The following is a 25,225-nucleotide window of genomic DNA, read 5'->3' as shown; positions in this document are numbered from 1 at the left end:
CAACCGTCACGGCGTGAGCGGTCTCTCTGCTGCCATCCTAGCGCGCCGTTTGCTCAGGCGCAGCCCTTTGCAGACCACTCGCATGATGAAATTTATCGAGGCGGGCAGCCTCGAACTTCGCGCCTGCAATAGACTCGAATCCGCACCGAAACGTCCATAGGGGAGTTCCATCCGTTGATGCCTGTCCGCAAAACCATCGCCCTCTCGGCACTGGCACTTCTTATGGCCGGCTGCGCCCATCTCGGCGGCGATCGGCCCATAGAGCCTCGTCAGATCGTCAGCGAGCAGCGCGCCGCCAATTGCCCCGAGACGGACGACAGCTGCCCATTGGTAAACGTCGATACCCAGATGTTTGCGGGCGAGGCGGGGCTAAACGCACTGATCGACCGGCGCCTGCGGCAGATGACCATCAACACGCCGGACGCCGGCCTGCCAACCTCGCTCGAAGCCTATCAGCAGAGCTTCCTACACGATGCGAGACCCGGCTGGAGCAGCTATCTGCAGGCCAAACTGATCGATCAACATGATTCGCTGCTGGTGGTGGAGCTTTCCAGCTATCTCTATACCGGCGGCGCCCATGGCATGCCCGGCCGCGGATTCATTAACTACGACCGCGAGCAAGACCTGGAGTTGAAGCTCGCCGATGTGCTGCTGCCTGGCAAGGAAGGCGCCTTCTGGCGTGCCGCGGCAAAGGCGCACCAGCGCTGGCTGGTCGCGAACGGGCACGATGCCGAATTCATACGGCACTGGCCCTTCCAGCAGACCGCCAACGTGGCGCTGCTACGCGACAAGGTGCTCCTCAAATACGACGCTTATAGCATCGCGCCCTACTCTAGCGGGCATCCGACTCTGGAAATGCCCTACGAGGAACTCGAGGGCATACTTCAGCCGGCGTATCTGTAGCCAGTGGTCAACCTGGCCTGAAGCTGCCGGCTGAATACCTGCCCGCTTGGCAAAGCCGGGCGGTCAACGTCGCGCACCCTCCCACTCAAGACCATGATCGCATCGCCTACGCACCAGTGGGCAATGGCAAAGACCCCTACTCGGCAGGCCCAGCCCTCCGCTGCTGATAAATTAAATCAACAATCTCGCCCTCAGGCACATACCCGCTCACCACCTCGCGCAGCAGCACCCGAACCTGCGGATAATTATCCTGCTCAACAGCCTTGAGCAGGTTCGCCAGCACACCCCGCAGCACATCCCAAGTGAAATACTCCTCATCAGCCCGCATGATCATCGGGTGCTCGGTCGGGCTCACGTTGTCGCCAATCAGCAACTCTTCATACAGCTTCTCGCCCGGACGCAAGCCGGTGAATTCGATGGCGATGTCCCCGTGCGGGCACATCTCCGAACGCACGCTCAAGCCAGACAGGTGGATCAGCTTCTCTGCCAGCTCAGCGATCTTTACCGGCTTGCCCATATCCAATACGAAGACATCACCCCCCTGCCCCATCGAGCCCGCCTGGATCACCAGCTGTGCCGCTTCGGGAATGGTCATGAAATAACGAGTGATCTTTGGGTGAGTCACCGTCACCGGGCCACCGCTACGAATCTGCTGATAAAAGCGGGGAATGACCGACCCGGACGAACCCAACACATTGCCGAAACGGACCATGGTGAACCGAGTCTTGTTAACGTGGTGCACCGCCCCGTCCGCATTGAACAGCACGGGCGCCGTCTCGCGGCTCAGCGCCTGCAAGATCATCTCGGCCACCCGCTTGGTACTGCCCATTACGTTGGTAGGCCGCACTGCCTTGTCGGTGGAGATCAGTACGAAGTTGGCCACACCAGCCTGCACGGCGGCCTGGGCCGTGTTCATGGTGCCCAACACATTATTCAGCACACCTTCAGCAACGTTGTGCTCCACCATGGGCACATGCTTGTAAGCGGCCGCGTGATAGATCGTCTCGACCTGCCAGGTGCGCATTACATCCAACAGACGGTCAGGATTGCGGATGGAACCCAGAATCGGCACCAATTTGATCGGCAAGGAAGCTCGCTCAATCGTCCGCTCCAGTTCGATGTGAATGCTGTAGAGATTGAACTCGCTATGCTCGAACAACAGCAACGCCTTGGGCTTGTTCGAGAGAATCTGCCGGCACAGCTCCGAGCCAATCGAGCCGCCTGCGCCAGTCACCATCACCACCTTGCCGAGAATACATTTCTCGAACAGCGCCTGCTGCGGCGGTACGGCATCGCGTCCAAGCAGGTCCGCGATATCCACTTCCTGAATGTCCTCAACTTTCACTCGCCCGCTGGCCAGATCCATAAAGCCCGGCACGCTGCGCACATGCAACGGATAGGGCTCCAGCGTCTCCAGCACCTCACGCCGGCGCGCACGAGAGGCCGAAGGGATCGCCAAAAGAATCTCGTTGCAGCCCGTCTCATCGATCATCTGCTGGATATGCTTGGGCGAATACACCCGCAGCCCGGCGATGCTCCGGTTGAATAGGTTGGAATCATCATCAATGAATGCGACCGGGCGCATCCCCCGGCCCAGGCGCAATGCCGCTATCAGCTGATTGCCGGCAGCACCCGCTCCGTAGACTGCGACCTTTGGCAACCCCGCGTCGCCGCCCTTGAACCTGGTGGGTGAATCCGCAGAAAACCAATCACCCATAAAGTACTGGCGCATTACCAAGCGCAAACCGCCGATCAAAAACAGGCTCAGCCACCAATAATTGAATACCATTGAACGTGGAATCAGCTTGGGCGCATCGGTGCGCCAGTAGACCGCCAACGAAAGAAGCAGCGCCGAGAGCGTCACGGCCTTTGCGATCGCAATCAGCGCATCATTGCCAAAGTATCGCATTACCGCACGGTACATGCCGAAGCGGATGAAGAAGGGGATCGAAACCAGCGGTGCTATGCCGAACAGCCAGGCATGTCCCCCAAGCGGCTCAACAAAATCGGATTCCCCTAGACGAACGAAAAAAGCCAGCCAGAGTGCAACCCAGACTAGCAGCACATCCGTGGCCACCTGTACGACACGCTTCTGTCGGCGAGGCAGCCTTACCAGGCAGGAACGCAGTTTTTCAGCCAGTCTCAACACAGGAAAACCTCAATTCAATCAACCTTACCGCGCGTTCGTATGAAAACACAGGCCTATTCGCGACCACAGCCTGCCTATAGAAAGTCTATATAATCCTTTGTAAGAGCTGGGTTGCTGGCAAAAGCTGAATCCTACACGGCAACCGAAGCGACTTCCGCCAGATAACAATAAGCTCAACAGAAGCACAGCGACGTCAGCGAACCCTGTCACCTGTTCCTCTACCACCCACCGTCATAAAGATGTATTTGAAATAATCCGCTACTGTAAGGCTCTGGATCATCTTCTGGTCCGTTTCCGCTAATAAGGCTGGTGTGGACATATCGATCTCGTTCACCTGCGCCAACCCAGTAACTCCAGGTCGAACATCGAATACGCCGCGCTTGGCGCGCTCAGCCGTTAACTCTTCTTGATTGAACAAGCCCGGACGCGGCCCAACCAAGCTCATTTCGCCCTTAAGCACATTCCACAGCTGCGGTAGCTCATCCAGCTTGGTCTTGCGCAGGAAGTGACCAAAACGGGTAATGGATGCACTGCTGGCCAGATGAGTGGCAACCGATACGGTATCCAGCTTCATCGTACGGAACTTGACCAAGGTAAAAGGCTTTTGATCACGGCCAACCCGCACCTGCCGGAAAATCGGCGAGCCCGTATCGAACAATCCAATAAGCGTCAGCGCCGCCAGTACGGGGAAGCCGAAAAGCAAGCCTAGAAGCGCGAATACAAAATCGAAAACACGAATCACACCGTCACCTACAAACAGTCAATTGGAGGGCTCAAAGCAACGCCGCAGACCCTCTTCCACCGTATAGGGCGGCTCCCAGTCCAATAACCCGCACGTCTTGCTGATATCTACTTGCAGCGAGCCCAGCAATCGCTGGGCCATAGCCTTTTTACCCAACAGAGTAGCGCCGAGCTGGAGCATCCCGGCAGGAACAGGAATCAGCCTGGCAGGCTTACCAATTGCCCTGCCTACCCCACGCAACAGCTCTGTTGTCGACAAATCCGCACCATCTCCTGCGAGGAACACCTGATTGGCAGCAGCGGGATGATCAATGCAGCGGATAATCAGGTCGACCAAATTGCCGATCCCTACTAGGGAACGCTTGTTATGGATGGCCCCAAGGGGAAGCGGGACACCTTTATCGATCAGCTTGATCATGCTGGCAAAATTGCCCTTTACGCCGGGACCGTACACCAATGGCGGCCGAATAATGACCATCTCCATGCCAGTTTCAGCGGCCAACAGTATTAATCCCTGCTCAGCCTCCAACTTCGAAACACCATAGGCATCCTCTGGCGACAGCACGTCATCGGCGTGAAATGAATTTCCCGGGGCGGTCGCCTCACCGTTGACTTTAATCGAACTCAGAAATACAAAACGCCGAACTCCGGCGGCAACTGACTGGCGTGCCAAGTTCAACGTGCCCTCAACATTAACCTTACGGTATTCGGCAAGGGGATCATTCACCTCATCACGCATGATATGGGCACGGGCAGCTGCATGAATGACGACTTCGACGCCTGCTAGAGCTTCAGAAAAGTCCGTGCTCCCATCAATATTGCCTACAGAAACGCAGTCAGGACGTGTCCTCTCCCTGCGTACCGCAGTTACTAGATGAATACCAGAGTCAGATGCCAGTTCAGCTCTCAAGGCAGAGCCAACGAATCCGTTAGCTCCAGTTAGCACTATTTTTGTCATCCTCAAATACTCCGCTCACTTATCACCAGTTGGCTCAAGCGCTCAACAAAAACATCAAACCCCAGATGTTCTTTGAGCTTTTCACGGTCAGTATCGAAAGACTCAGGAGACAAGTCTCCACTTTCAACAGCAAGGAAAAACTGGCAGAGTCTGTCAGCCGTGGGATCGAGGACTACCCCCAACTTGTTTTCCAAAACCCACTTGGCAACACTGGTTCCCGTTCCACAGATAGCTGCAACCAAAGCTCCTGAGAAAACGTAGGAAGATGACTTACTAGGGAAGGCAAAGCGAGTCACCTCATCTTCAATTGGTAGGAGAGCCCATTGATAGTCAGCATTCAACTGAGCTGCTTCGAGTGCCGAAATGAACCCGAAGTAGGTGACGTTGCCATGCTTGGCTGCAAGCTCCTTTAAATTCTCAGAGAACACGCCAGCACCAGCAAAAACAAAGGGTAATTTCCCCCCACCCGCACAATACTGCTCAATAGCCTGAATCAATAAAGGTATCCGCTGCAAACGCCCAGCATTCCCACAGAAGGCGAATCCGAGTCGTTTTTTTTCAGGCAGCACTACCTCGTCGAAGGATACGGAAGGGTTCGACAAAATTTGAACAGGAGACAGCGTGCCGGATCGCTCCTTAATTTCCGTGGCCATTTCCTCAGTAATTGTGATCAGAAGATTGGCGTTTCGCATCGTAATTGTATCGAGCCAGCGCAAAAAACGATAAATTGCTGGCCGTACAGGAAAAACAACATTAGCCGCTTCGGGGTGAATGTCCTGCAGGTGATACACATACCGCGCCCGAAAAACCCTGCTGTACACCATCACGATGAAGGGCACCAGAACCGGCGGGTCAGTAGACACATACACTTTCTTGGGGCGCTTTATCAGCAGAACTGCGAACACCCACAACATAAAAAACACCGCGTCGGCGGCACGTCGCACAATACTACTGCCAGAGACAGAAAAAGCACGGCAGGGATAAAAGCCAACCTTGTCCCCGCGTTGCTCACACGCAAGGTGTTTCTTAATATCGGCGTGGTCCTGAAGAATTACGCCAACAGACTGCATCTGGGCGTGCTGCTCGGCGAAACGCATCAGGGCCTCACCAATCACGGGATAAATCGGCCAGAAGCTTCGATTGATAATAACCAGGTCCAGTCTTCTAGACATCAATACCGCTTCCAAACCGTGCGCATCACATAATCCCGATAGCTGTGGATAATACGCACTACCTTGTCCGATACATTCGGCATGCTGTAATCCGCCACCAAGCGCAAGCTACGCTCTGCATTACGTCCTTGGCTTTCGAGAACCTGGAGCCCTTGCAACACACGTTCCCTCTCAAGACCGACCATCATCGCCGCGGCCTCCTCCATGCCTTCCGGGCGTTCATGCGCTTCGCGGATATTCAACGCAGGGAAGTTTAGGATTGAAGACTCTTCGTTGATCGTGCCGCTATCAGACAACACTGCCTTAGCAGTGAGTTGCAGCTTGTTGTAGTCCTTGAAGCCCAGCGGCTTGAGCAGGCGAACATTGGCGTGGAACTGCGCGCCCATTGCATCCACGCGCTTCTGGGTGCGCGGATGAGTAGAGACGATTACCGGGAAGCCATAGTGCGCAGCGACGGTATTCAGCACCTCAACCAGCTTGAGGAAGTTTTTGTCGGAGTCGACATTCTCTTCACGGTGTGCACTGACCACGAAAAACTTGCCGGCCTCAAGGCCGAGCCGTTCCAGCACATCGGAAGCCTCGATACCCTCGCGGTAATAATTGAGCACCTCGAACATCGGGCTGCCGGTCTTGATCACCATGTCCGGGGACAACCCTTCGCGTAGCAGATAATCGCGGGCAATGGTGCTGTAGGTCAGGTTGATATCGGCCGTGTGATCAACGATGCGGCGATTGATCTCTTCCGGCACGCGCATGTCGAAGCAACGGTTCCCCGCTTCCATATGGAAGGTGGGAATCTTGCGGCGCTTGGCCGGGATCACAGCCATACAACTGTTCGTATCACCCAGTACCAGAAGCGCTTCGGGCTGTACTTCAGCAAGCACGCGGTCCACAGCGATGATCACATTACCGATGGTTTCCGCACCGCTGGCACCGGCAGCATTGAGGAAATGATCCGGCTTGCGAATGCCCAGATCCTGGAAAAAGATTTCGTTCAGTTCGTAATCGTAGTTCTGGCCGGTATGCACCAGCACATGCTCACAGTATTCATCCAGCTTGGCCATCACCCTCGACAGGCGAATGATTTCGGGGCGAGTACCTACTACGGTTACGACTCTCAGCTTCTTCATTGCGGTTTCCTGTTCGTACTCAGGCTTCGGTGCCGACTGGCCGAGCATAGGTATCGGGGTGTTCACGATCGAAGATTTCGTTAGCCCACAGCATCACGATCATCTCGTCCTCGCCTACGTTGGTGATGTCATGCGTCCAACCCGGGACAGTTTCGACGATTTCCGACCGCTCTCCGGTGGTGAACAGTTCGTAGAACTGACCAGTCAGGATATGCCGAAAACGGAAACAGGCCTTGCCCTTGATGACCAGGAATTTTTCCGTCTTGGAATGATGGTAATGCCCACCACGAGTAATACCGGGATGAGCCGTAAAAAAGGAGAACTGCCCCGAATCTCTGGTTTTGAGCATTTCCACGAAGACGCCGCGTGGATCACCATACCTGGGCACCTTGTAGGTGAAGCGCTCGGGTGGCAGGTAGCTCAGATAAGTGGAATACAACGCTCTGATCAAACCGCCACCTACAGGCTCGGTGAGCATGGACTTGCGGCTATCACGGAAGGCATACAACTGCTCGGCCAGCTCGCCAACCGAAATGCTGTATTGCGGTTCAACACCGACGAAAGGCTTCCCGGCCAACTTGCCATCCATGATCGCAACGAACTGACTGATCACATCATCGATGTAGACGAGATTGATACGCGCGGCGGAATCATTGATCTGGATTGGCATATCACGCGCGATGTTATGACAGAAGGTCGCCACTGCCGAGTTGTAATTTGGTCGTGCCCATTTTCCGAAGACATTAGGCAGGCGAAACAGATGAACCGGAGAGCCCTGGGTGGACTGCAGCTCCAGTAACGCCTGCTCAGCGCCCCGCTTGCTGCTGCCATAGAGGTTATCCAGCTCCGCCTGGCTGGAAGAGGTGTAAATCACCGGGATCTGCCGGCCAGAGGATTTGATGGCTTCGCACAGCGTACGGGTCAAATCGGTATTGCCGGTATGAAATTCCTGCGGGTCTTGTGGGCGATTGACGCCGGCGAGATGAAAGATGCATTCCACCTGAGCAACCAGGCAAGGCAGGTTTTCCAGCGAATCCTCACGGGTAAAACGTAGCACCTCAATGTCGACGCGCTCGGCCAAGTGTGCGATGAGATTCTGGCCGACAAAGCCATTAGCCCCAGTAATCAGAACCTTCATTCTTCACTCCTCGGGCGTTGCGTGCTCACCGCGCTGGATAGCGCGCATGAAATCAAGCTTCAGCAGCAGCTGCTGCATTCCCACTACATCCAATCGCTCGGTATTGTGCGAATTGTAGTCTTCGGTGCGGGAAATTTTCGTTTCGCCCTGCTCCACGAACTTCGCGTAATTGAGGTCGCGCAGATCCGGCGGTACGCGGAAGTACTTTCCCATATCCTCAGCGCAAGCCATTTCCTCGCGACTGAGCAACGCTTCATACAGCTTTTCACCATGGCGGGTACCAATCACCTGGATTGGATGGTCGGGCTTTCCAACCAGATCGGTCAGCGCCAGCGCCAAGGTTTCTACGGTTGCAGCCGGCGCTTTCTGTACGAACAGGTCGCCGCTATTACCGTGCTCGAAGGCATAGAGCACCAGATCGACCGCATCGGCCAAGGTCATCATGAAACGGGTCATATTCGGGTCGGTGATCGACAGCGGCTTGCCAGCACGAATCTGCTCGATAAACAAAGGGATTACCGAACCACGCGAAGCCATCACGTTCCCGTATCGCGTGCCGCAAATTACCGTTTTGCTCTCATCAACATTTCGCGACTTGGCGACCATGACCTTTTCCATCATTGCCTTGGAAATACCCATGGCATTGATCGGGTAAACGGCCTTATCCGTACTAAGACAAACCACCCGGTTCACTTCATTCTGGATTGCAGCCTCCAAAACGTTCTCGGTGCCAAGCACATTGGTTTTAACCGCCTCCATAGGATGGAACTCGCAGGACGGGACCTGCTTCAACGCCGCAGCATGGAAGATGTAGTCCACCCCTCGCGTGGCGTTCAACACGCTCTGGTAATCGCGCACATCACCAATATAAAACTTTAGCTTGGAGTTGGCGTAGCGTTTACGCATGTCATCCTGCTTTTTCTCGTCACGGCTGAAAATGCGGATTTCGGTAATATCGGTATCAAGAAAGCGCTTGAGCACGGCGTTGCCGAAGGAGCCGGTTCCACCGCTAATGAGAAGAATTTTGTTCTTAAACATCAAGCAAGCCCTATAAATAACAGAAAAACAGCCAACACATTAATTAACGATCACCCGCCTTAAAGATAGGTCTTACCTTATCAATCCATCGAAAGTAAACTCGCCGCTCAATCTTTTTAAAAGCAGTCGAAAAGCCATGATCTTTATTTTCCCCAAACCAATCCAAATCCTGAGATCTAAACTTATCAATAACTAAATTCTCATCACCCAACTCTTCCGCATACTCCGGATCATCTGCGGTAAAAAAATTATCCCTAACAGCATTCAAAATACTGGAGACATCGGCGTCCAAATTATATTCATTTTCATACGTATTTAGAGGCCTAATAAAATTAACGTATTGCGCACACCGCTTATGAAAGCAATAAATAAACCTTAACGACCTTCGGATGACATCATCAGCATCATGTGTCTCAAGAAAGGATAAAGCGCCAAAATCATGAGGACTATGAACTTGCGATGAAAACCCAGAAGTACTATACCAAGACGGAGAAAGGCCTATAACTTTTTTTCCCAGCAGGCCCGCCTCAATTCCGGCCGTTCCATATTGAACGATAACAATGTCCGCCTGCCGTATTAAATCAATAGTATTTATCTTACTAGAACTAGGTATAATAACAGCCCCATTACGGGTCGCCCAATCCACATAGACGCGCTCTGACTTAGAGCCATCCAAACTAACTCCAATATTTTCACTCCAGTTTGGATGGCTTCTTATTACACAATTAGAAAAATCAATATTTAGCTTAGATAAAACCGCCTCCACTCCTTCCAGTGGATGCTTCCAAGCTGGTGTCCATGCATCAGCACCTTTAAGCTCATGATTGCTGCTAGGCACTATTAAGATTTTTTGACGCCCATTAGAAGGCCAACTAGCAGGCAACGGATCTGTATTATAGAGCCTCCAGACCAAATTACTTTTACTGAGCATTTGGTTAGCTATCTCCGCAGAAAAAACAGCTTGAGATAACTTTAATGGTTTCCCAATAAATTCGCCTATGATTTTATGCAGCGACTTCAAAGACCTACAGTCATCATTTACCTCTAAAGCAACCCCCGGATACGCCGCCTCAAAGGTGATAAAAGGTATGCCCTTAGATTCGCAGGCCTTTAAAACAGCTCGCGGCATATCTAAGCGGCCATTAAAAATAAAAACAAGCTTTAATTCATTATCCTCAATCCACTTCAAAGCATTTGCATATACAATTTCAGCCAAGGGCTTAAGCTTATCTTGCGTATCCAACACTGCTTTTGAACTACAATCTTCATCGGTTTCTATTCTATGCAGGCTATAAGAAGAAGAAGAGACTATGTCGAACTTAAGCTCCTCACTTAGCTTTAATCGCAACCTATTATCAATACTTGTCACATTCTCAACATTAAAAGTATCAACCCCCCCAGCAAAACACTTGGTACATTCTACAAGCTTACTAGTCCCTTTAATCATCCTATTATAACAATAAGGAACAGAAGCATTGCACTTCAGGAAGAAATTTTGATGCCCTTGCCTCTTAAACAATTCAGATAAAAAAATCATATTTTGTATGCTGCCGCGATATGGGTACAGCATTGCGTATCCGATTTTCATATACCCTCCTTTAAAGATATATTTTTCGCCTAAAAAAAGCCATATTAGTTATAAAGAAAACAAAAAACGCGAACAAAATGAAAGAATAATAACTAAACCCGTATGCTGGTACAATTGGCGAAAGAATTAATATTGGCATCGTAAAGAAAACCAAACCTGCACCAACGAGACCCAACCTCCTATATGTATTTACATAAAACAACACCACTCCAAATAACCATCCGAAGAAAGTGGAGTATACAACGAGCCCCAACCAACCAAAATCATAATAAACAGAAGCAGGCAAAGAAACAAATGCTCCTGTATCTGAAAACGCACGCTCATATAAACCTAAATCTATAACTCCTAAGTCATCCAAAATAACGGTAAAGGCAGAAACAATCGAATGGTAACCGGCACGCTCATCTAAGCTATAAACGATCTGTGACGTCCACTGCCCATGGAAGAGATACAAAAAAGAATATAATAAAAAACAGAGCAAGTCAGAATGATCCTCTTTAAAAAAATCAAGATCAGGCACTCCATACATCTCTATCAAACCAAAATATAGTAACTCTTGTATAGAAGCCCCACCAATAGAAGCAGATGACTTGACCACCGCCAATATATAGAAAAAAACAGCCAATAAAAACAAAACCGCCAAAAATGAGAACTTATTAAGGATCAATGCGATGTTTATCTTGTAGCGCCCAATACAATATAAAACAACCAAAAAAACCAACAGCAAAAACACATTGCTTCTGCCACCATTGAGATAGGCATGAAAGAAAATAGAAAACACCGAAGTACACAACAGCAAATATCTTATTTTTATGTATTTAAAGTATCTCAAAGCAAAAAAAACACCTACGTAAGAAAACGGAATAAATAAATTCCCTGCGATTCCAAAAAAAGACCCTCCCTCGGAAGATAGCCATTCATACCTCGCAGCCCTTAATTCCTGATCTAGATAGTTTATATTCCTAATAACAACCCTATCGTAGAAAAGAAAAAAAACCCCTAGCAAAGGTAAAAAAAACAAAAACCAAGAATTAATCCCAACCCACTTAGCATCAACAATACAATCACATGAAATAGATTGTCCTTTCTTATATTGCAACAAGCAACCATAAGTTACCAAGCCAAGCAAAAGAACAATCACAACAAAGATCCAACTTGAGAAAAATAAAAAATAATAATTCTCAACCATTGACCTCCCCGGAAAGAAGCAAACAAATATAATAGCCAGGACATATGGAAACAGGAATGAAAATATCAGTCTTTTAGTCATACCATCAAACCTTTCCACTGGATCCAGCAACAGCAAATAAGCATTCTTCGCCAAACCAAAATAGTTGCAATTCAATTTGACTCAAGAATATCCGTCCTGCACAACAAGCTTCATTACAATGTAAAGCCATCGTCGACAACTATATTCTGCCCCACGACATATCGCGACTGATCGGATAATAAAAAAAGCACAGAACCAACGATACTATCTACATCCAACATACCTGTACCAAGAGTTTTTTCTTTATACGCCTTTAAGAATACCTCCGGTTGATGGTCGAAAATGCCGCCGGGACTAACACAATTAACACGAAACCTACTATCATCAATATAAGAAGCCACATACTTATTAAGATGCAACAGTGCAGATTTTATTGCCGCGTACTCAACCGCCATGGTCATTGTTGTATCTTTATATATGGAAAAGTCTGGCGGAACAACACCATAAATTGATGATATATTTACCAACGAGAACGGCTTTCTATTTCTTACAAAATAAGCCGCACATTGTTGAGAAAACAAAAAAGAACTACCCAAATGCAGAGAAACATTTTCATTAAAACTATCTAAAGTCACATCGAAGAAGTGAGCACCATAGGCTTTATTTCGGGGATAAGTACTGTTAACTGCACCATCTATATTGTCAGAGGTAGAAAACAGCTTTTTAACTGCATCTGCGTTTGTAATATCAAGAGATAGCATCTGCAGAGCAGGCGAGTTAACATCAACGCCCAGCTCAATAAATAAATCCTTCGCCCTGTCAATATTTATATCTGCCGCTATGACATTAGCGCCTTGTGCAAGCAACCCACATACTAGCCGGCTTCCAAGTAGCCCACCTGCACCGGCAACTAGTATCGATTTGTGCTTGAGTAAATTTCTCATCCTTTTTCCCCTATAGAGCTTAGAGTAATAGCTTCCGCTAGTTTAAAATCATAAATGTCATCAATATCTACCGCTCTAGATTTCGGCACCTCAATAGCCGTCACCTTCCCAGAGAATAGACCGCAGCTGTTAAGAATGAAATCAGGCTTAGAAACATATACGACCGTTGTAACATCAAAAACCAAAGGTGCATCCTGCCGGCGTTTTATCTCATCGTCCGACTTATTTAATAGCTCAACATAGCCTTCTTGATTGTATTGAACCATGTTGAAGTAAGGGCTTCTATTCGCAGGCGTTACTGCAATACACACGTCTGCTGCATCTTTACGCAGCTTTTGAATAGCAGTTTCCACATCACCAACACTGCGCAAGGGGCTAGTCGCAGGTAAGCTGACGAAGGTATCAAACCTACCATAGTTTTTTCCAACCCATTCTATAGCATGTTGCCAAGCCAACCATTCCGGCGCGTGATCATCAGCTAATTTTATTGGCCGTTTGATGACAACTGCACCCGCATTCTTCGCTATCTCCGCAATTTCAAGGTCATCGGTAGACACAAAAACCTTATCAATCGAGGGTGCAACCAATGCGATATCTATCGAATGACATAAAAGTGGTTTACCTGCTAGTTCTTTTATATTTTTCTTCGGCAGGCCTTTTGAGCCACCTCTAGCAAAAATGAATGCATAAGTTTTCATTGCAACCCTTTCGTAGTAAGCGCCGATGATTTTATTTTAGTTATTAAAGAAACGGTTCTTTGTGCTTCATCCAAAGTAACACAACTATTGGGCTTGCCATTTATTAGCCCTTCAAAATCTTGGAGCATATCCAAGTACATTTGATTTTTATCCCATTCAGGCTGACTGAATACTTGTCTTTCAGAGCCTTTCGTAGAAAATGTTATCTCATTTCGCAGCAAATCCCATTCAAGACTGCCCTCGCTACCTATGAAGCGACACTTTCGATGTACCTTCCGTTGTAAGAAATCAAGATGTACCGACACTACTGTTCCCCGGACATTCAGAGCCAAAATATCTGCGGAGTCTTCAACGGGTAGTTGTAGATCTTTTGATGAACGTAAAATGGCGTGCTGATATTGAAGTGGGCCCAAGAGCCACTGTATATAGTCAAGTTCGTGGCTCAGCTCAAGTAGTACGCCTCCACCTAGCTGAGCGCTGGCAGAAACACTTTCTCGGTAGTTTTGGCTCGGTCGCCAATCGGGCAGATATTGGCCCACCTCCACAAATGCATTATAAATCTCACCAATCAAGTTATCTTCAAGCAGCAACTTAATATATTGGCTGCTGGGTAGATATCGGAGGCAATACCCTACTGTGGCGGGAGTTTTATATTGTTTTTCAGCCGCTAAGATAGACGCAGCTTCCCATTCACACCCTGAAAGCGGCTTTTCAATTAATACAGGAATCTCGTTTTTTAATAACGGAATTGCATGCTGAGCATGAAAGGTCGCCGGCGAAGCTACAATAGCCATATCCGGTTTATATTGTAGAAGCTCATCAATGCTCGATAAAAATTCATCTGCATTTTCGATTGGCTCACAAGGTTGTCTTCCACTAGCTGAAACAGCAAAAACTATTGCTTCAGGATAAAGTCTTTTTATATTAGCTCTATGTCGCTTAGAAATATTACCCAGCCCAATTACTGCAACTTTATTCATCATAATTTCCATTGGGTGGCTTGAAATAGGTTTCAATATCCCGCTGTGCCTTTTGGTAGTCTTTCATTTGACCGATATCAAGCCAATAATCGTAACTGGTATAGGTACCTATACGCTTTTTATTAACTCTGTGCTTCTCCAACAACGTGGGCATATCAATGCGTTGGCTCGCCTGCACACTGGTAACGATATCGGGATTAAGAATATAAATGCCTGTGTTGATCTTGTATCGGAAGGTAGGTTTTTCTATCATACTAGTGACAAGCTGCTCTTCAGTTTCTATTACGCCAAAGGGTACTCTATGCTCATCTTCACGCACGCAGATGGTAGCGTCAAACTTGTACCTTTCGTGGTGACGCAACAAACGTGTATAGTCTATCTTAGTCAGCACATCACCGTTCATCATAATAAGCGGAAGGTTAGGAAGACCTATAGGTAGCAAACCTAGGGCCCCTCCCGTCCCAAGCGGACTCTCTTCATGCACATATTGGATACTGACGTTCCATCGGCTACCATCACCGAAGTGGCGACGAATTATTTCGGGAAGATAGTGCGTAGAAATATAGAAATTATAAAAACCATGGCTAATAAATTGGCTGAGAAGAAGTTCTAGCATAGGCTTGTCACCAACCCGCAGCATGGGTTTCGGGCAGTGATCGGTAAGCGGTTGCAGACGCGTACCAAATCCCCCAGCCATAATAAATACTGGATTATCGCGCTGTTCTGGCTGCATAGCTTGATGTAAGGTTTCGAGGCTGATAACAGAATTCCTGCTGTCCAGAATCGGGATAGCTGTAAGATCATGCTGTTTCATCAACCGAAGACGCTGCTCGCGACTAGTGTTACTGGTTACACTTATAGGATTGGTATTCATTATCTGACTGACAGCGTCCTGCATATTAGCATCGGCTAATAGTGCACGGCGGGTATCACCGTCAGTAACTGTTCCCAACAGCTTTTGCTCAGCATCACAAATAAGCACAATACGCAGCGAGCCTTTATCCAGTGTTCGCATAGCATCGCGGATGGAGTCGTTAGGGGATAAGACTATGCATTCCCAGCTCTTCATTACGCGTCACCCCCAAAGCGGCTTTTTTAGAACCCATACATTATTTTTATTTTTATTGAAGATCCCTTTATTATAATGGCTATCAATTACCTTCCAAAAATCCCGTTCGCTATAACCAGTAAAGTGACAGAATTCTTCAACGCATCTCGGGTCTAATGCATGATCATGCTCACGTACAAGCTTAATCGCCTGCTCTCGGCTTATCATACCGTAGCGAATCATTCTTGCTGCATAATCAGTCGCCGAGGCGTGTCCGAACTTTGGATACTTCATCCACGAATGGACAAGGTAAGCCGGGGTATCTACTTGATCAAACTGCTCAATGTGATGCGTTCTATTCCACTCATGAGTCAAGTCGTGAAAACCGTTCTTTTTTGCGAACTCATAGTTCCGAAAACTACTCCACTCTAGAAAATAACTTAAATATATAGGATCTAGCTTATCAATTTCCTTTTGCGTTGGCGGGTCAAAAAAGCTCAAACTCCTTGAATCTATACCTAAATTCACGATTTCTTCTATAGCTATCCCACTCCCAACACCATTATTTACTTGATCTTTCGCTGAATATGTTTCAACAGCATGGGCGCCGCCATACTCATAAGCAACATTTTCACCATAAACAAGAAGTGGAGTATTAAATTTAACCGCCATATGCAATGGATAAGTATAAATATATCTATCAACTAGATAGGTTGGCCTCCCATACCTCTCAAAAGTATATTTTGTTATTATTTTTTGGGATTGCACGTTAGGCTTCATCGAAATTATATCGCAGCCAAAAGCCTCAGATATATTTTTAATGTTATGAATACCAGCCTTGGTCATCGGGAAGTTATCCTCCACGGAAACCAAAAGCGGATTCATCCCCATTTTTTCTTTCATTATATGAACTTGGAAGTGGCTATCCTTACCACCCGATACCGCTATCATGCAGTCATAGCCATTGGCCCCATTCATACCACGATATTTATCGCAAATATTTTCTAGTTCATGCCAGCGCTCATGATAATTTACTTTTTCTCTTTTTTCATAACTCTGACAGGCAGCACAAACGCCTCTCTCATCGAAAGTTATCCCAGGTCTCGTGCTTGGCATAACACATCTAATGCAATATTTCATGTTTTCACCTATATCAATCAAAATCGAAAAATACTTTCTTCACAGCGATATTTAACTTTATCTTCTTTATTAGATCTATAATTTTATGGCTTGGGCAGCCATCACCATATGGATTTACCGTTTCAGGCAAAAGCGCTTGGAACTCTACTGAATAGAGTTTAATCAAAGCCTGACTTATAGACTTTTTTTGAGGATCACAATCAATTACGCTAACTGCTTTTATTCTACCCTTCTGTCTATCACCGATATTTATAGTGCCGATTCGAAAGCTGGGCGCTTCAGCTAACCCGCTGGAGCTATTGCCTACAACGGCGTCCACATACTGCAGGGCGCTGAGATAACGTAACTGACCAAGGGAAGTAAAAGCGACTGCTTTATATGAGTTAACGCTGACGTAATCATCAATCATTTGATTGATAACACGCCCTGCGGTATCGCTGTTGGCTTTGGTGAAAATAAGGTGGGTGTCTTTCAGCTCATCTAAAGCGGCTAGCAGTTCAGAAAACTGAGCTTCAGCGGTAGCTTCTTCCAGTGTTACGGGGTGAAAAGTAACAAGGAGATTTCTTGCAGCCAGGTTAAAACTAATAGATTCTTCAAATTCATTTTTATCAAGCAAAGGCATGCGTCGAATATTTTCCACGCCCATACCGCCAACAGCAAATACACGATCAGGCTGCTCGCCCAACTGAATTACTCGCCTTCTATATTCTTCGGTGCCTGTAAAGTGTAGATGACTCATCTTCGTGATGCTATGACGCATAGCCTCATCAAAGGCGCCTTCGGTGGTCTCCCCACCATGTAAGTGGGCGATGGGTATGCAAGAAATCATTGCCGCACTTGCGGCAGCAAAGATCTCGTAGCGATCACCCAGCACTATGAGCAAATCTGGCTTAAGCTCTTCATAGGCTTCGGCAAAGCTGATTTGCGCCAAGCCCATCGATTTTGATATACCTACGGGGGTATCAGATGAAAGCAACATTTCTATCTTTTTATCGATAGTAAATTCTTTTTCTATTTCTTTATAGGTCAACCCGAACTCAGGGCTTAGATGCATTCCAGTAACTATCAGCTGCAGCTGCAACTCACAGTCGCTTTCGATGCCTTTCATAAGCCAATAAAGCAAACCATACTCCGCACGCGTACCGGTGACTACGCAGAGTTTCATATCAACTCATCCTCTTCGTAATCTCTTTGCGCTCTAATACCGATAAACTCATCCCAACGCATAGGGCTGATGCCAGTACCTGGGCGCTTCACGGTCAAGTTAGTTTCGGTGAAGGTTTCACCTTGCTTGATGGCGACTTTAGCAACTAGAGATTTGCGCGCTATAGCTTTATTCTTTGCTTCGCTGGGGCTGGCCTGCTTGATCGGACTGCCCAGCGCGAGCTCAATGTTGCGGATAGCATTAACCATAGCGAATAGCTCTTCCGGCTCTAGGCTGGCTTTATGATCCGGACCAGGCAGCGCCTTATCCAAAGTGAAATGTTTTTCAATTACGCTTGCGCCTAAGGCGACGGCAGCGATAGGCACTTCTATGCCATTGGTGTGGTCACTATACCCGTAGGCCAAGTCGAACGATTGTCCCAGAGTTTGCATAGCCTTCAGGTTTACATCCTGCATAGGTGTAGGGTATTCGGTATTGGCGTGCAGAACGGTGATATTTGTCCGCTGCGTTCCGGCTTGTATAAGCGTTTGAATCGCCGATTCGATTTCTCCGAGATTAGCCATACCAGTGGATAGGATAACTTGTTTTTTCAGGCTGCCAATATGACGCAAATATGGCAGATTTGTTATCTCACCGCTGGGTACTTTGAAGGTTGCCAAGCCTAGTTCATGAAGCATCTCAATACTATCGTGGTCAAACGGTGTTGAAAGAAACTCAATGCCCTTGGTTTTACAGTAAGAAATAAGCTCTAGATGTGCTGATCGATCGAGCTCAAGTTTTTTTACCATCTCTAACTGTGATTCAACTTCCCCGGTGGCTTTTTTTTGATAATCTGCCTTAGGCGCAAATTTAGAAATTGCAAGCTCAGCCTTAAAAGTTTGAAATTTCACAGCATCTGCTTTCGCTGCTACTGCCGCATCCACTAATTGCTTCGCCGTTTCTACAGAACCATTATGGTTAACACCGATTTCCGCAATAATAAAAACACCCATCTCACACCTTCAAAATTTCAGAAGCTAAGGAATAAAAATCTCTGCCTCACCATCGGTAACAATCTTACCGCCAACCTTACATATCGTTTTAAAAAAAACTTTTTTCGCATCGACTTTAACATCTATAACTTCGATTATTGCGGTAACTGTATCATCTATATAAACAGGTCGTTTGAAATTTAGGCTCTGCGACACATATACACAACCTTCCCCCGGTATTTTTGTGCCGAAAAGAGAAGAAAAAAAAGAAGCAGTAAGCAAACCATGAGCTATTCTCTTTTTATATCTTGAGCTAGAAGCATAAACACCGTCTACATGTACAGGATTTTTATCCCCAGAAATAGCTGCAAAGGCTTTTATGTCCGCATCTGTTATAGTTTGTGAAAACGAAGCCGACATCCCTATTTCTATGCTCTCTATTGGAATGCTATTTAGGAATTTACTCATTATGACCTCCTTTTTATATTTTCTTTAGTAAATTCTATAGCGGGACTACCAAAAAATATTTTTCCTGCAGGAACACTTTTAGTAACCACTGAACCTGCAGCTATTACTGAACCCGCCCCGATAATTAGAGGCTTACCTGGCTTGCCTTGAAATATGACTGCACCAGTACCAACATAGACATCATCTTCAATTATCACATTGCCGTTACACTTCACACCAGGCGCAAATGTGACATTATTTCCGAGAACGCAATCATGTGCCACATAGCTATATATGTTCGCATGGAAATTTCTACCTATAATAGCGTTTGAAGTGATCGTGACGAACGGACACAGTATTGCTCCCTCAGCTATATCTGCAATAGAAGAAACATAACAACTGTGATGTATGATATTAGGAAACTTCAGCCCTCTTTTCTTTAGCTTAAGATAAACCCCACCTCTAACCTTGCAATCAGCTATAGAAATAACTATATTATCACCGGAATTAAATTCAAACTCTTCCTCCGAGCCCAAAAAAGGTGAAAAGTAATCACTCCCAACATATTCTTTATCGAAATAACCAGCTATCTTATATTTGCCATTATCCTTAATATATCCAGAGACCTCTAAAGCAAATCCACTTGCTCCAACCACATAAACATTTGAAATTATCTCTACACCACCAAACTTCTCTCGCCTTTCCATACTATCCCTCTAAATACCAGCTTCGGCGCCCTGCACCTTATAGACCTTATTTTTAAAATTTGCCGTGCTAAATAGTGAATCATTGACTCAGTTTTTACGTCGTTGCCGCAAAATCTTTCACAACCCAAATTCAATAAAAAATTAAATTTTCAAGGCTGAGCTAGGCAAGTTAACCAGATGGGCTTCGGCTTGCTCTGCGTAGGTTAACTCACCTTTTAGGCACTGTTGGTACATGGGCAATCGGTGCATGAGTTGCCAAACGGGGCGTGTCATGACACCTTGAGCATTGGTTTTTTCTAACAGCTCGTTGCGTGCCTGAACGCTTGGGCAATAGATCGCATTGAGCCAGTAGTTGGAACGCCCATAGCTCGGCTCTGCGACAAAGCGATAGTCGCTGCCGGAAAAGAATTCTTGGTATAGGCGGGCAATACGGCGCTTGCTGACTAGACGAGCTTCCAGCTGCTCAATTTGCGCACAACCCAAGGCGGCATTCAGATTAGGCAAGCGGTAATTGAAGCCGGGCTGATCGTGATAGAACTCATAGGGGTGCGGCTGTTTGGCGGTGGTGGTCAGATGTTTGGCAGCTCCACCATCCTCGGAGTGGCGGCAGAGCAGCATGCCGCCGCCTCCGGTGGTAATAATTTTATTCCCGTTGAAGCTCAATACTCCAAAGCGCCCCATAGTGCCCGTATGCAGCCCCTGATAGTAGGAGCCAAGGCTTTCTGCTGCATCTTCGATCAGACATAGATTCCATCTTTCGCTCAGGGCTAGAAGCTCAGCCAGCCGCACGGGATGACCGAAGGTATGCATCGGTACCAGCGCTTGAATACGCGCACCACTTTGCTTGTGTCGACATTGACCGTCGCTGTCCAGTTGAGCGTTATTCTCCAGCCAGTTCTGGGTTGCATTAGGGCAAAGGCCGAAGACTTGGGGTTCGATGTCGATAAACACCGGTTGTGCGCCTAGTTGATGGATGGCATTGCAGGTAGCGACAAATGTAAGCGCCTGGGTGAGTACCAAATCCCCCCCCCTGACGTTTGCCATATAAAGAGCGGTGTGCAGCGCAGCGGTGCCATTTACCGTAGCGATCGCGCGCTGGCTGTGGGTGAATGTCTGGATGTGCGTTTCGAACTGATCGACAAACTCGCCCACACTAGATACAAAAGTGCTATCAATGGTTTGGTTCAGGTACGCTTTTTCGTTACCAGTGAAACTGGGCACATGCAAGGGAATGAAGTCTTGCGTTTGATAAATTTCGCGTACAAATTGGACGAGTTGGGTATGCATTGTCGGACTCACATTTTACTATCAAGGTATTTACCGGTTTCCTTGTGCCCAAAATTAGGCAGCATTTGGAAAAAGAGATCTACCAATTCTTGTTTACTCCAACCTACATTGTTTTTCATCGTCTCGATACTCGCACTGAAGTGTTGGAGAAGTTTCTCATCATATTTCGGCTGATTTTTGATCACACCCAAATTGATGAAGCATTGCATATCGAGAGTTTCTTTGTCGGTGAAAAACTCTTCAAAATCTTTCTCGCCAGTAGTGTCGCTGGCAGTGAACAGACAAGGCCACTGCTTGGCTTGCTCAGGATTTGCTGATTCCGAGAAGAAAGCACGAGCTTCCTCTTCGGTTTGACAGATGTAGGGCTCATATCCCTTGGCCTTAAGATATTTAACTGCTATATCAGCAAAGGTGATTAGATGAAGATCTTCGCTCAGTTTTGGGAAGAAAATGTCGCGATTTTCGCCAAATATACAGCTCATTAGACAAAGTTCTCCGGACTCTTGTGGAGTTACGAAGTAACGCTTGATGTCGTTCGGAGCAACGATGGGCTGTCGCTTTTCCAATCGCTGGTTAAATCCGTGTAATAGCGAGCCATCTGAAAAGGCCACATTAGCAAACCGAGCGGTTGAAATTTCGATTTCAACGCTGCGACGCATAAGGAACATTTCCATAATACGCTTGGACGCACCCATCATGTTCACGGGATTGGCCGCTTTGTCGGTGGAAACGCAAAAATACTTTCTCACTCCGGCATCGATACACTGTTTCAGTGTTTTGTCCGTATTGAAAACGTTGACGTCAATCATACGCATCAAGGTATAAGGGTCTTTCTCGCTGCGCACATGTTTCAACGCCGAGAGATTCAGTACGTAGTCGTACTGACCATCCGCTTGGAAAAAAGCATCATATTCGATAGAGCCAATATCCAGGGCGAAAGTTTGAAAATCACCATCTATATAACCGTATGAGCTACGAATATCTCGCACCAGCTCAACCATGTTGTTTTCGCTGATATCTACAACATGCAACTTCTGTGGGTTTCGTTTGAAAATTTCTTTAACTACTGCCTGACCGATACTACCCGCTCCGCCGAGCACTAAAAAGCGAGAGCCACTAACGACATTTACCAATTTCTCTTTATTTTTTTCAATATCCCTATCAAACAGTCCTTTCTCACGCCCTATCATGCTCAAAGTATTCATAACACCACCCTTTTCGAAACTAAGTAATAAGCATACAACTTATATATCAACACAAATGCATAAACAAAACACAGCGCAACCGGTATTGCATACCTGACATTATACTGCGATAGAATAAGGACGCTTACGATAAAAAGCGGAACACTTACTATGCTAGACACGACTATCTGCTTGTCACAGCTTTGGGCGTATAATCCATAATGCGGGATATAGCCAAAAGCCTGAATTATTACCATAAAAACCAGCACATAAAAAACACCAATGTTTTCGCTATAAACAGCCTCCCCGAGGAGAGTAAAAAACCAATCAGCAAAAAAAACAATGAACAAGACAAAGAAAGCTGACACCAAGGACACCTGAATAAACATGCCTTTAATTAGTTTAGAAAAACCTTCTCTATCATCTTCAGCAGAGCAAACCAAAAGCCGTGGATATATGAATGAAAAAATCCCGGCATCCATAAAAGTAATCATTGCAGTTACCAGAGCCATATAAAAAACGTATGCGCCCAAGATCGTATCGCCTTGCAATATTGCGAGCCAATAACGATCGGCTGTCGTAATGAAATTTACGCTCAGCGAGGCAGCAAATAATGGCAATGCTATCTTGATACCTCTCAGCACCCAGTGCCATTCCGTTTTCTTTATTGCATTATTCTTTATCGCCGACATCTTCACTAAGACATAGACCGACAAGCACAATGCAAAAAAACTACCAACTGCCCACGCGGTCAATAAATATTCAAGCTTTCGAAGACTAGGATAAAAATACATCAGCAGCACTAACACTAAAGCCCAAAGGCCTTGACGCAAAAATAAAGCCACACTGGAAACCAATTGATACTGTAACGCGGTTAACAACCGCATAGCTTCCTGATTTAAATGCTCCAGCACAACTAGAATAAGAAATAACGGGGCCAATCTCCAAGGAATAAATTCAAAGTAAAAAACCAACAAAAGCAATGGCATAACAAAGAAATATAGCACTGCATGCATCGACACTTGATTTTTTAACTTCTGCGCTCGGTCTTTGATGTCAGCACGAACAAGTTCACGGGAGCTAAACGTATAAAACTCGAACCCTAGGGGGTACATAGAGTAAGCAATGGAAACCACAAGCAGTCCATACATGCCGAGAGAACTTGGCTGCAAGTATTTTGCGAGCATGATAATTAGTAAGAATTTACTTACCAGAGTGCTCCCTCTGAGGCCTACATTGAGCAATCTAGATATAAATTCCGCATTACCCATTTACCATCCCACCGCTATTCAATTTTCTTAATGTTAATTAATTGTTGCATGCCAGCACGACAAATGGTAGCCGTATTCTTTTTTACAGCTTCGAATAGTAACTAGGCTCCGCTTGACGAGAGCATTTTCGGAAGATCGGAGAGCACCTTGCTGTTCGCATGCCCTACCCCAAACGTGCGATTTTAACAAGCGGCCTATCTTGCTGTTCATATTCCGTGTAGAGCCGAGCGGTAAGGGCTTGTTTGGCTTGTTGCTCGCCATGCACCACCCGAATCTCACTCGGCCACCCCTGCATCCCGGTCACAAACTCCACCAACCCTTTCTGATCCGCATGAGCAGAGTAGCCGCCGATACTGGTGATGCCACCCCGGATATCGATGCGTTCGCCGTCGAGGACTACGTAGCCGCCTTTCGGGCCGTAGGTTTGGATGTCATGCCCAGGCGTGCCTTTGGCCTGGTGGCCGACAAACAAAACGTTGTGCCTTTTATCGCCCAGCATGGCTTTGAGGTAATTGACGATGCGACCGCCGCTGCACATGCCGCCGCCGGCAATGACGATGGCTGGGCGTGCAGTCTGGGCCAGATGCTTGACAATGCGCTGGTGGTCGTTGTGGCTGTCTACGGTAATGAGCTGTTCGAAGGCCAATGGGCGGCGCCCAGATTGGACGCGATCGCCGGCCTCCTGGTTCCAGAAGGGCTTCAATGCGCGATAGGCATCGGTGAAGCGGCTTGCGAGGGGGGAGTCGAGGATGATCGGCAGCTCGGGCCAGTTGGTTTCGCTAGGCGTTGACATTGCGGCGGGGTTCGCGAGCGAGCTCCCTCCTACAGGGGCGGGCTTGGCGCTTTGCTTGCTCTGAATGATGTCTTCGAGTTCGTAGAGCAGTTCTTGAGTTCGGCCGATGCTGAAAGCAGGGATCAGGACGGTGCCTTGATCTTCCAGCGCTTTCTCGATGACGGCTTCGAGCCGATGGCGGCGGTTGCTGCGGTCTTCGTGGAGGCGGTCGCCGTAGGTGCTTTCTAACACCAGGATGTCGGCGCGTTCGGGTGATTCGGGGGGCATCAGAAATGGTGCGTGCGGCGCGCCGAGATCGCCAGAAAAAACGACTCGCTTGCTCTCCCCTGTTTGCGGGTAGGCCAGATCGATCTCCACGTAGGCAGACCCGAGAATATGCCCGGCACGCTGCAGCCGTATGCGTGCCAGCAGCTCGTCGGTATCCGTCAGGGTGAACCACTGTTTATACGGCAGCGCGATGATCCGCTGCTCTACGAGCTGGATGTATTTCTCGATCTTTGCCCGATCACGGCTGAAGCCAAGTTTGAAGGCATCTTCCAGTACTATCGGCAGGGGCTTCGCGG

At 47.5% G+C, this 25,225-nt stretch carries 23 protein-coding genes; 1 reads left to right on the top strand and 22 read right to left on the bottom strand.

The window, feature by feature from the left end:
• The first annotated feature begins 177 nt into the window (after positions 1-177).
• Complete coding sequence (locus PSTU_RS0105285; protein WP_019339999.1) at positions 178-903, top strand: RsiV family protein; 726 nt, start codon at positions 178-180, stop codon at positions 901-903.
• 136 nt (positions 904-1,039) lie between these two features.
• On the opposite strand, the gene PSTU_RS0105280 is transcribed toward PSTU_RS0105285, so the two are convergent.
• The 22 genes from PSTU_RS0105280 to PSTU_RS20470 form a co-directional block, all read right to left on the bottom strand.
• Entirely contained in the window at positions 1,040-3,043 is a 2,004-nt protein-coding gene (locus PSTU_RS0105280) for a polysaccharide biosynthesis protein (RefSeq protein WP_085990176.1), read from the bottom strand.
• 202 nt (positions 3,044-3,245) lie between these two features.
• Entirely contained in the window at positions 3,246-3,794 is a 549-nt protein-coding gene (locus tag PSTU_RS0105275; RefSeq protein WP_019339997.1) for a sugar transferase, read from the bottom strand.
• Positions 3,795-3,812: 18 nt separating this feature from the next.
• Positions 3,813-4,751: a UDP-glucose 4-epimerase family protein gene (locus PSTU_RS20475; protein WP_036992691.1), complete on the bottom strand. Its 939-nt coding sequence runs from the start codon at positions 4,749-4,751 to the stop codon at positions 3,813-3,815.
• Between the two features lie 2 nt (positions 4,752-4,753).
• Positions 4,754-5,923, bottom strand: coding sequence for a hypothetical protein (locus PSTU_RS0105265; protein ID WP_019339995.1), 1,170 nt, complete (start codon positions 5,921-5,923; stop codon positions 4,754-4,756).
• The gene (wecB, locus tag PSTU_RS0105260; protein WP_029404622.1) at positions 5,923-7,053 is read right to left on the bottom strand and encodes a non-hydrolyzing UDP-N-acetylglucosamine 2-epimerase; all 1,131 of its coding nucleotides are present in this window, start codon (positions 7,051-7,053) and stop codon (positions 5,923-5,925) included. The genes PSTU_RS0105265 and wecB overlap by 1 nt, the downstream gene beginning before the upstream one ends.
• A 19-nt stretch (positions 7,054-7,072) precedes the next feature.
• Complete coding sequence (wbjC, locus tag PSTU_RS0105255; RefSeq protein ID WP_019339993.1) at positions 7,073-8,191, bottom strand: UDP-2-acetamido-2,6-beta-L-arabino-hexul-4-ose reductase; 1,119 nt, start codon at positions 8,189-8,191, stop codon at positions 7,073-7,075.
• Between the two features lie 3 nt (positions 8,192-8,194).
• Positions 8,195-9,229: a polysaccharide biosynthesis protein gene (locus PSTU_RS0105250; RefSeq protein ID WP_019339992.1), complete on the bottom strand. Its 1,035-nt coding sequence runs from the start codon at positions 9,227-9,229 to the stop codon at positions 8,195-8,197.
• Positions 9,230-9,272: 43 nt separating this feature from the next.
• A complete protein-coding gene (locus PSTU_RS21655; protein WP_141566881.1) occupies positions 9,273-10,817 on the bottom strand; it encodes a hypothetical protein in 1,545 nt (514 codons plus the stop codon).
• A 10-nt stretch (positions 10,818-10,827) separates the two neighbouring features.
• Complete coding sequence (locus PSTU_RS0105240) at positions 10,828-12,006, bottom strand: O-antigen polymerase (RefSeq protein WP_141566880.1); 1,179 nt, start codon at positions 12,004-12,006, stop codon at positions 10,828-10,830.
• Positions 12,007-12,200: 194 nt separating this feature from the next.
• On the bottom strand, positions 12,201-12,971 hold the full coding sequence (locus tag PSTU_RS0105235) for an oxidoreductase (protein ID WP_029404621.1): 771 nt from the start codon (positions 12,969-12,971) through the stop codon (positions 12,201-12,203).
• Positions 12,968-13,669, bottom strand: coding sequence for a cytidylyltransferase domain-containing protein (locus PSTU_RS0105230; RefSeq protein WP_029404620.1), 702 nt, complete (start codon positions 13,667-13,669; stop codon positions 12,968-12,970). The genes PSTU_RS0105235 and PSTU_RS0105230 overlap by 4 nt, the downstream gene beginning before the upstream one ends.
• The gene (locus PSTU_RS21210; protein WP_080571175.1) at positions 13,666-14,649 is read right to left on the bottom strand and encodes a Gfo/Idh/MocA family protein; all 984 of its coding nucleotides are present in this window, start codon (positions 14,647-14,649) and stop codon (positions 13,666-13,668) included. The genes PSTU_RS0105230 and PSTU_RS21210 overlap by 4 nt, the downstream gene beginning before the upstream one ends.
• Positions 14,642-15,718: a nucleotidyltransferase family protein gene (locus PSTU_RS0105225; protein WP_019339988.1), complete on the bottom strand. Its 1,077-nt coding sequence runs from the start codon at positions 15,716-15,718 to the stop codon at positions 14,642-14,644. Before PSTU_RS0105225 ends, PSTU_RS21210 begins: the two co-directional genes overlap by 8 nt.
• 6 nt (positions 15,719-15,724) lie before the next feature.
• On the bottom strand, positions 15,725-16,837 hold the full coding sequence (locus PSTU_RS0105220) for an N-acetyl sugar amidotransferase (protein ID WP_029404619.1): 1,113 nt from the start codon (positions 16,835-16,837) through the stop codon (positions 15,725-15,727).
• A 13-nt stretch (positions 16,838-16,850) separates the two neighbouring features.
• Complete coding sequence (gene neuC, locus PSTU_RS0105215) at positions 16,851-18,002, bottom strand: UDP-N-acetylglucosamine 2-epimerase (RefSeq protein ID WP_019339986.1); 1,152 nt, start codon at positions 18,000-18,002, stop codon at positions 16,851-16,853.
• The gene (gene neuB, locus PSTU_RS0105210; RefSeq protein ID WP_019339985.1) at positions 17,999-18,994 is read right to left on the bottom strand and encodes an N-acetylneuraminate synthase; all 996 of its coding nucleotides are present in this window, start codon (positions 18,992-18,994) and stop codon (positions 17,999-18,001) included. The genes neuC and neuB overlap by 4 nt, the downstream gene beginning before the upstream one ends.
• Before the next feature lie 24 nt (positions 18,995-19,018).
• Positions 19,019-19,441, bottom strand: a complete 423-nt coding sequence (locus tag PSTU_RS21205; protein ID WP_019339984.1) for a MaoC family dehydratase — start codon at positions 19,439-19,441, stop codon at positions 19,019-19,021.
• Positions 19,441-20,127 (bottom strand): acetyltransferase, encoded by a 687-nt coding sequence (locus PSTU_RS21200; protein WP_080571174.1) that lies wholly within the window; start codon positions 20,125-20,127, stop codon positions 19,441-19,443. The genes PSTU_RS21205 and PSTU_RS21200 overlap by 1 nt, the downstream gene beginning before the upstream one ends.
• Positions 20,128-20,268: 141 nt before the next feature.
• The gene (locus PSTU_RS0105205; RefSeq protein ID WP_019339983.1) at positions 20,269-21,414 is read right to left on the bottom strand and encodes a LegC family aminotransferase; all 1,146 of its coding nucleotides are present in this window, start codon (positions 21,412-21,414) and stop codon (positions 20,269-20,271) included.
• Positions 21,415-21,422: 8 nt separating this feature from the next.
• Positions 21,423-22,619 carry a UDP-N-acetylglucosamine 4,6-dehydratase gene (locus PSTU_RS0105200; protein WP_019339982.1) on the bottom strand — a complete coding sequence of 399 codons (1,197 nt, stop codon included), beginning with the start codon at positions 22,617-22,619 and terminating at the stop codon, positions 21,423-21,425.
• A complete protein-coding gene (locus PSTU_RS0105195) occupies positions 22,616-23,869 on the bottom strand; it encodes a hypothetical protein (protein WP_019339981.1) in 1,254 nt (417 codons plus the stop codon). Before PSTU_RS0105195 ends, PSTU_RS0105200 begins: the two co-directional genes overlap by 4 nt.
• 163 nt (positions 23,870-24,032) lie before the next feature.
• A partial coding sequence (locus tag PSTU_RS20470) for an MBL fold metallo-hydrolase (protein WP_019339980.1) occupies positions 24,033-25,225 on the bottom strand: 1,193 nt, incomplete at its 5' end.

It is taken from the genome of Stutzerimonas stutzeri SDM-LAC (genome assembly GCF_000235745.1).
Classification (GTDB): domain Bacteria; phylum Pseudomonadota; class Gammaproteobacteria; order Pseudomonadales; family Pseudomonadaceae; genus Stutzerimonas; species Stutzerimonas stutzeri_H.
This window is presented reverse-complemented; position numbering and strand designations above follow the sequence as displayed.

Bases quoted from the DNA above. Each gene is read 5' to 3' on its own strand.
- PSTU_RS0105200 (WP_019339982.1), bottom strand. From the start codon at position 22,619: ATGAATACTTTGAGCATGATAGGGCGTGAGAAAGGACTGTTTGATAGG.
- PSTU_RS0105240 (WP_141566880.1), bottom strand. From the start codon at position 12,006: ATGGTTGAGAATTATTATTTTTTATTTTTCTCAAGTTGGATCTTTGTT.
- PSTU_RS0105220 (WP_029404619.1), bottom strand. From the start codon at position 16,837: ATGAAATATTGCATTAGATGTGTTATGCCAAGCACGAGACCTGGGATA.
- PSTU_RS21210 (WP_080571175.1), bottom strand. From the start codon at position 14,649: ATGAATAAAGTTGCAGTAATTGGGCTGGGTAATATTTCTAAGCGACAT.
- PSTU_RS0105265 (WP_019339995.1), bottom strand. From the start codon at position 5,923: ATGTCTAGAAGACTGGACCTGGTTATTATCAATCGAAGCTTCTGGCCG.
- PSTU_RS0105225 (WP_019339988.1), bottom strand. From the start codon at position 15,718: ATGAAGAGCTGGGAATGCATAGTCTTATCCCCTAACGACTCCATCCGC.
- PSTU_RS21205 (WP_019339984.1), bottom strand. From the start codon at position 19,441: ATGAGTAAATTCCTAAATAGCATTCCAATAGAGAGCATAGAAATAGGG.
- PSTU_RS0105195 (WP_019339981.1), bottom strand. From the start codon at position 23,869: ATGGGTAATGCGGAATTTATATCTAGATTGCTCAATGTAGGCCTCAGA.
- PSTU_RS0105230 (WP_029404620.1), bottom strand. From the start codon at position 13,669: ATGAAAACTTATGCATTCATTTTTGCTAGAGGTGGCTCAAAAGGCCTG.
- PSTU_RS0105205 (WP_019339983.1), bottom strand. From the start codon at position 21,414: ATGCATACCCAACTCGTCCAATTTGTACGCGAAATTTATCAAACGCAA.
- wbjC (WP_019339993.1), bottom strand. From the start codon at position 8,191: ATGAAGGTTCTGATTACTGGGGCTAATGGCTTTGTCGGCCAGAATCTC.
- PSTU_RS0105285 (WP_019339999.1), top strand. From the start codon at position 178: ATGCCTGTCCGCAAAACCATCGCCCTCTCGGCACTGGCACTTCTTATG.
- PSTU_RS20475 (WP_036992691.1), bottom strand. From the start codon at position 4,751: ATGACAAAAATAGTGCTAACTGGAGCTAACGGATTCGTTGGCTCTGCC.
- PSTU_RS21200 (WP_080571174.1), bottom strand. From the start codon at position 20,127: ATGGAAAGGCGAGAGAAGTTTGGTGGTGTAGAGATAATTTCAAATGTT.
- neuC (WP_019339986.1), bottom strand. From the start codon at position 18,002: ATGAAACTCTGCGTAGTCACCGGTACGCGTGCGGAGTATGGTTTGCTT.
- wecB (WP_029404622.1), bottom strand. From the start codon at position 7,053: ATGAAGAAGCTGAGAGTCGTAACCGTAGTAGGTACTCGCCCCGAAATC.
- PSTU_RS21655 (WP_141566881.1), bottom strand. From the start codon at position 10,817: ATGAAAATCGGATACGCAATGCTGTACCCATATCGCGGCAGCATACAA.
- neuB (WP_019339985.1), bottom strand. From the start codon at position 18,994: ATGGGTGTTTTTATTATTGCGGAAATCGGTGTTAACCATAATGGTTCT.
- PSTU_RS0105235 (WP_029404621.1), bottom strand. From the start codon at position 12,971: ATGAGAAATTTACTCAAGCACAAATCGATACTAGTTGCCGGTGCAGGT.
- PSTU_RS0105250 (WP_019339992.1), bottom strand. From the start codon at position 9,229: ATGTTTAAGAACAAAATTCTTCTCATTAGCGGTGGAACCGGCTCCTTC.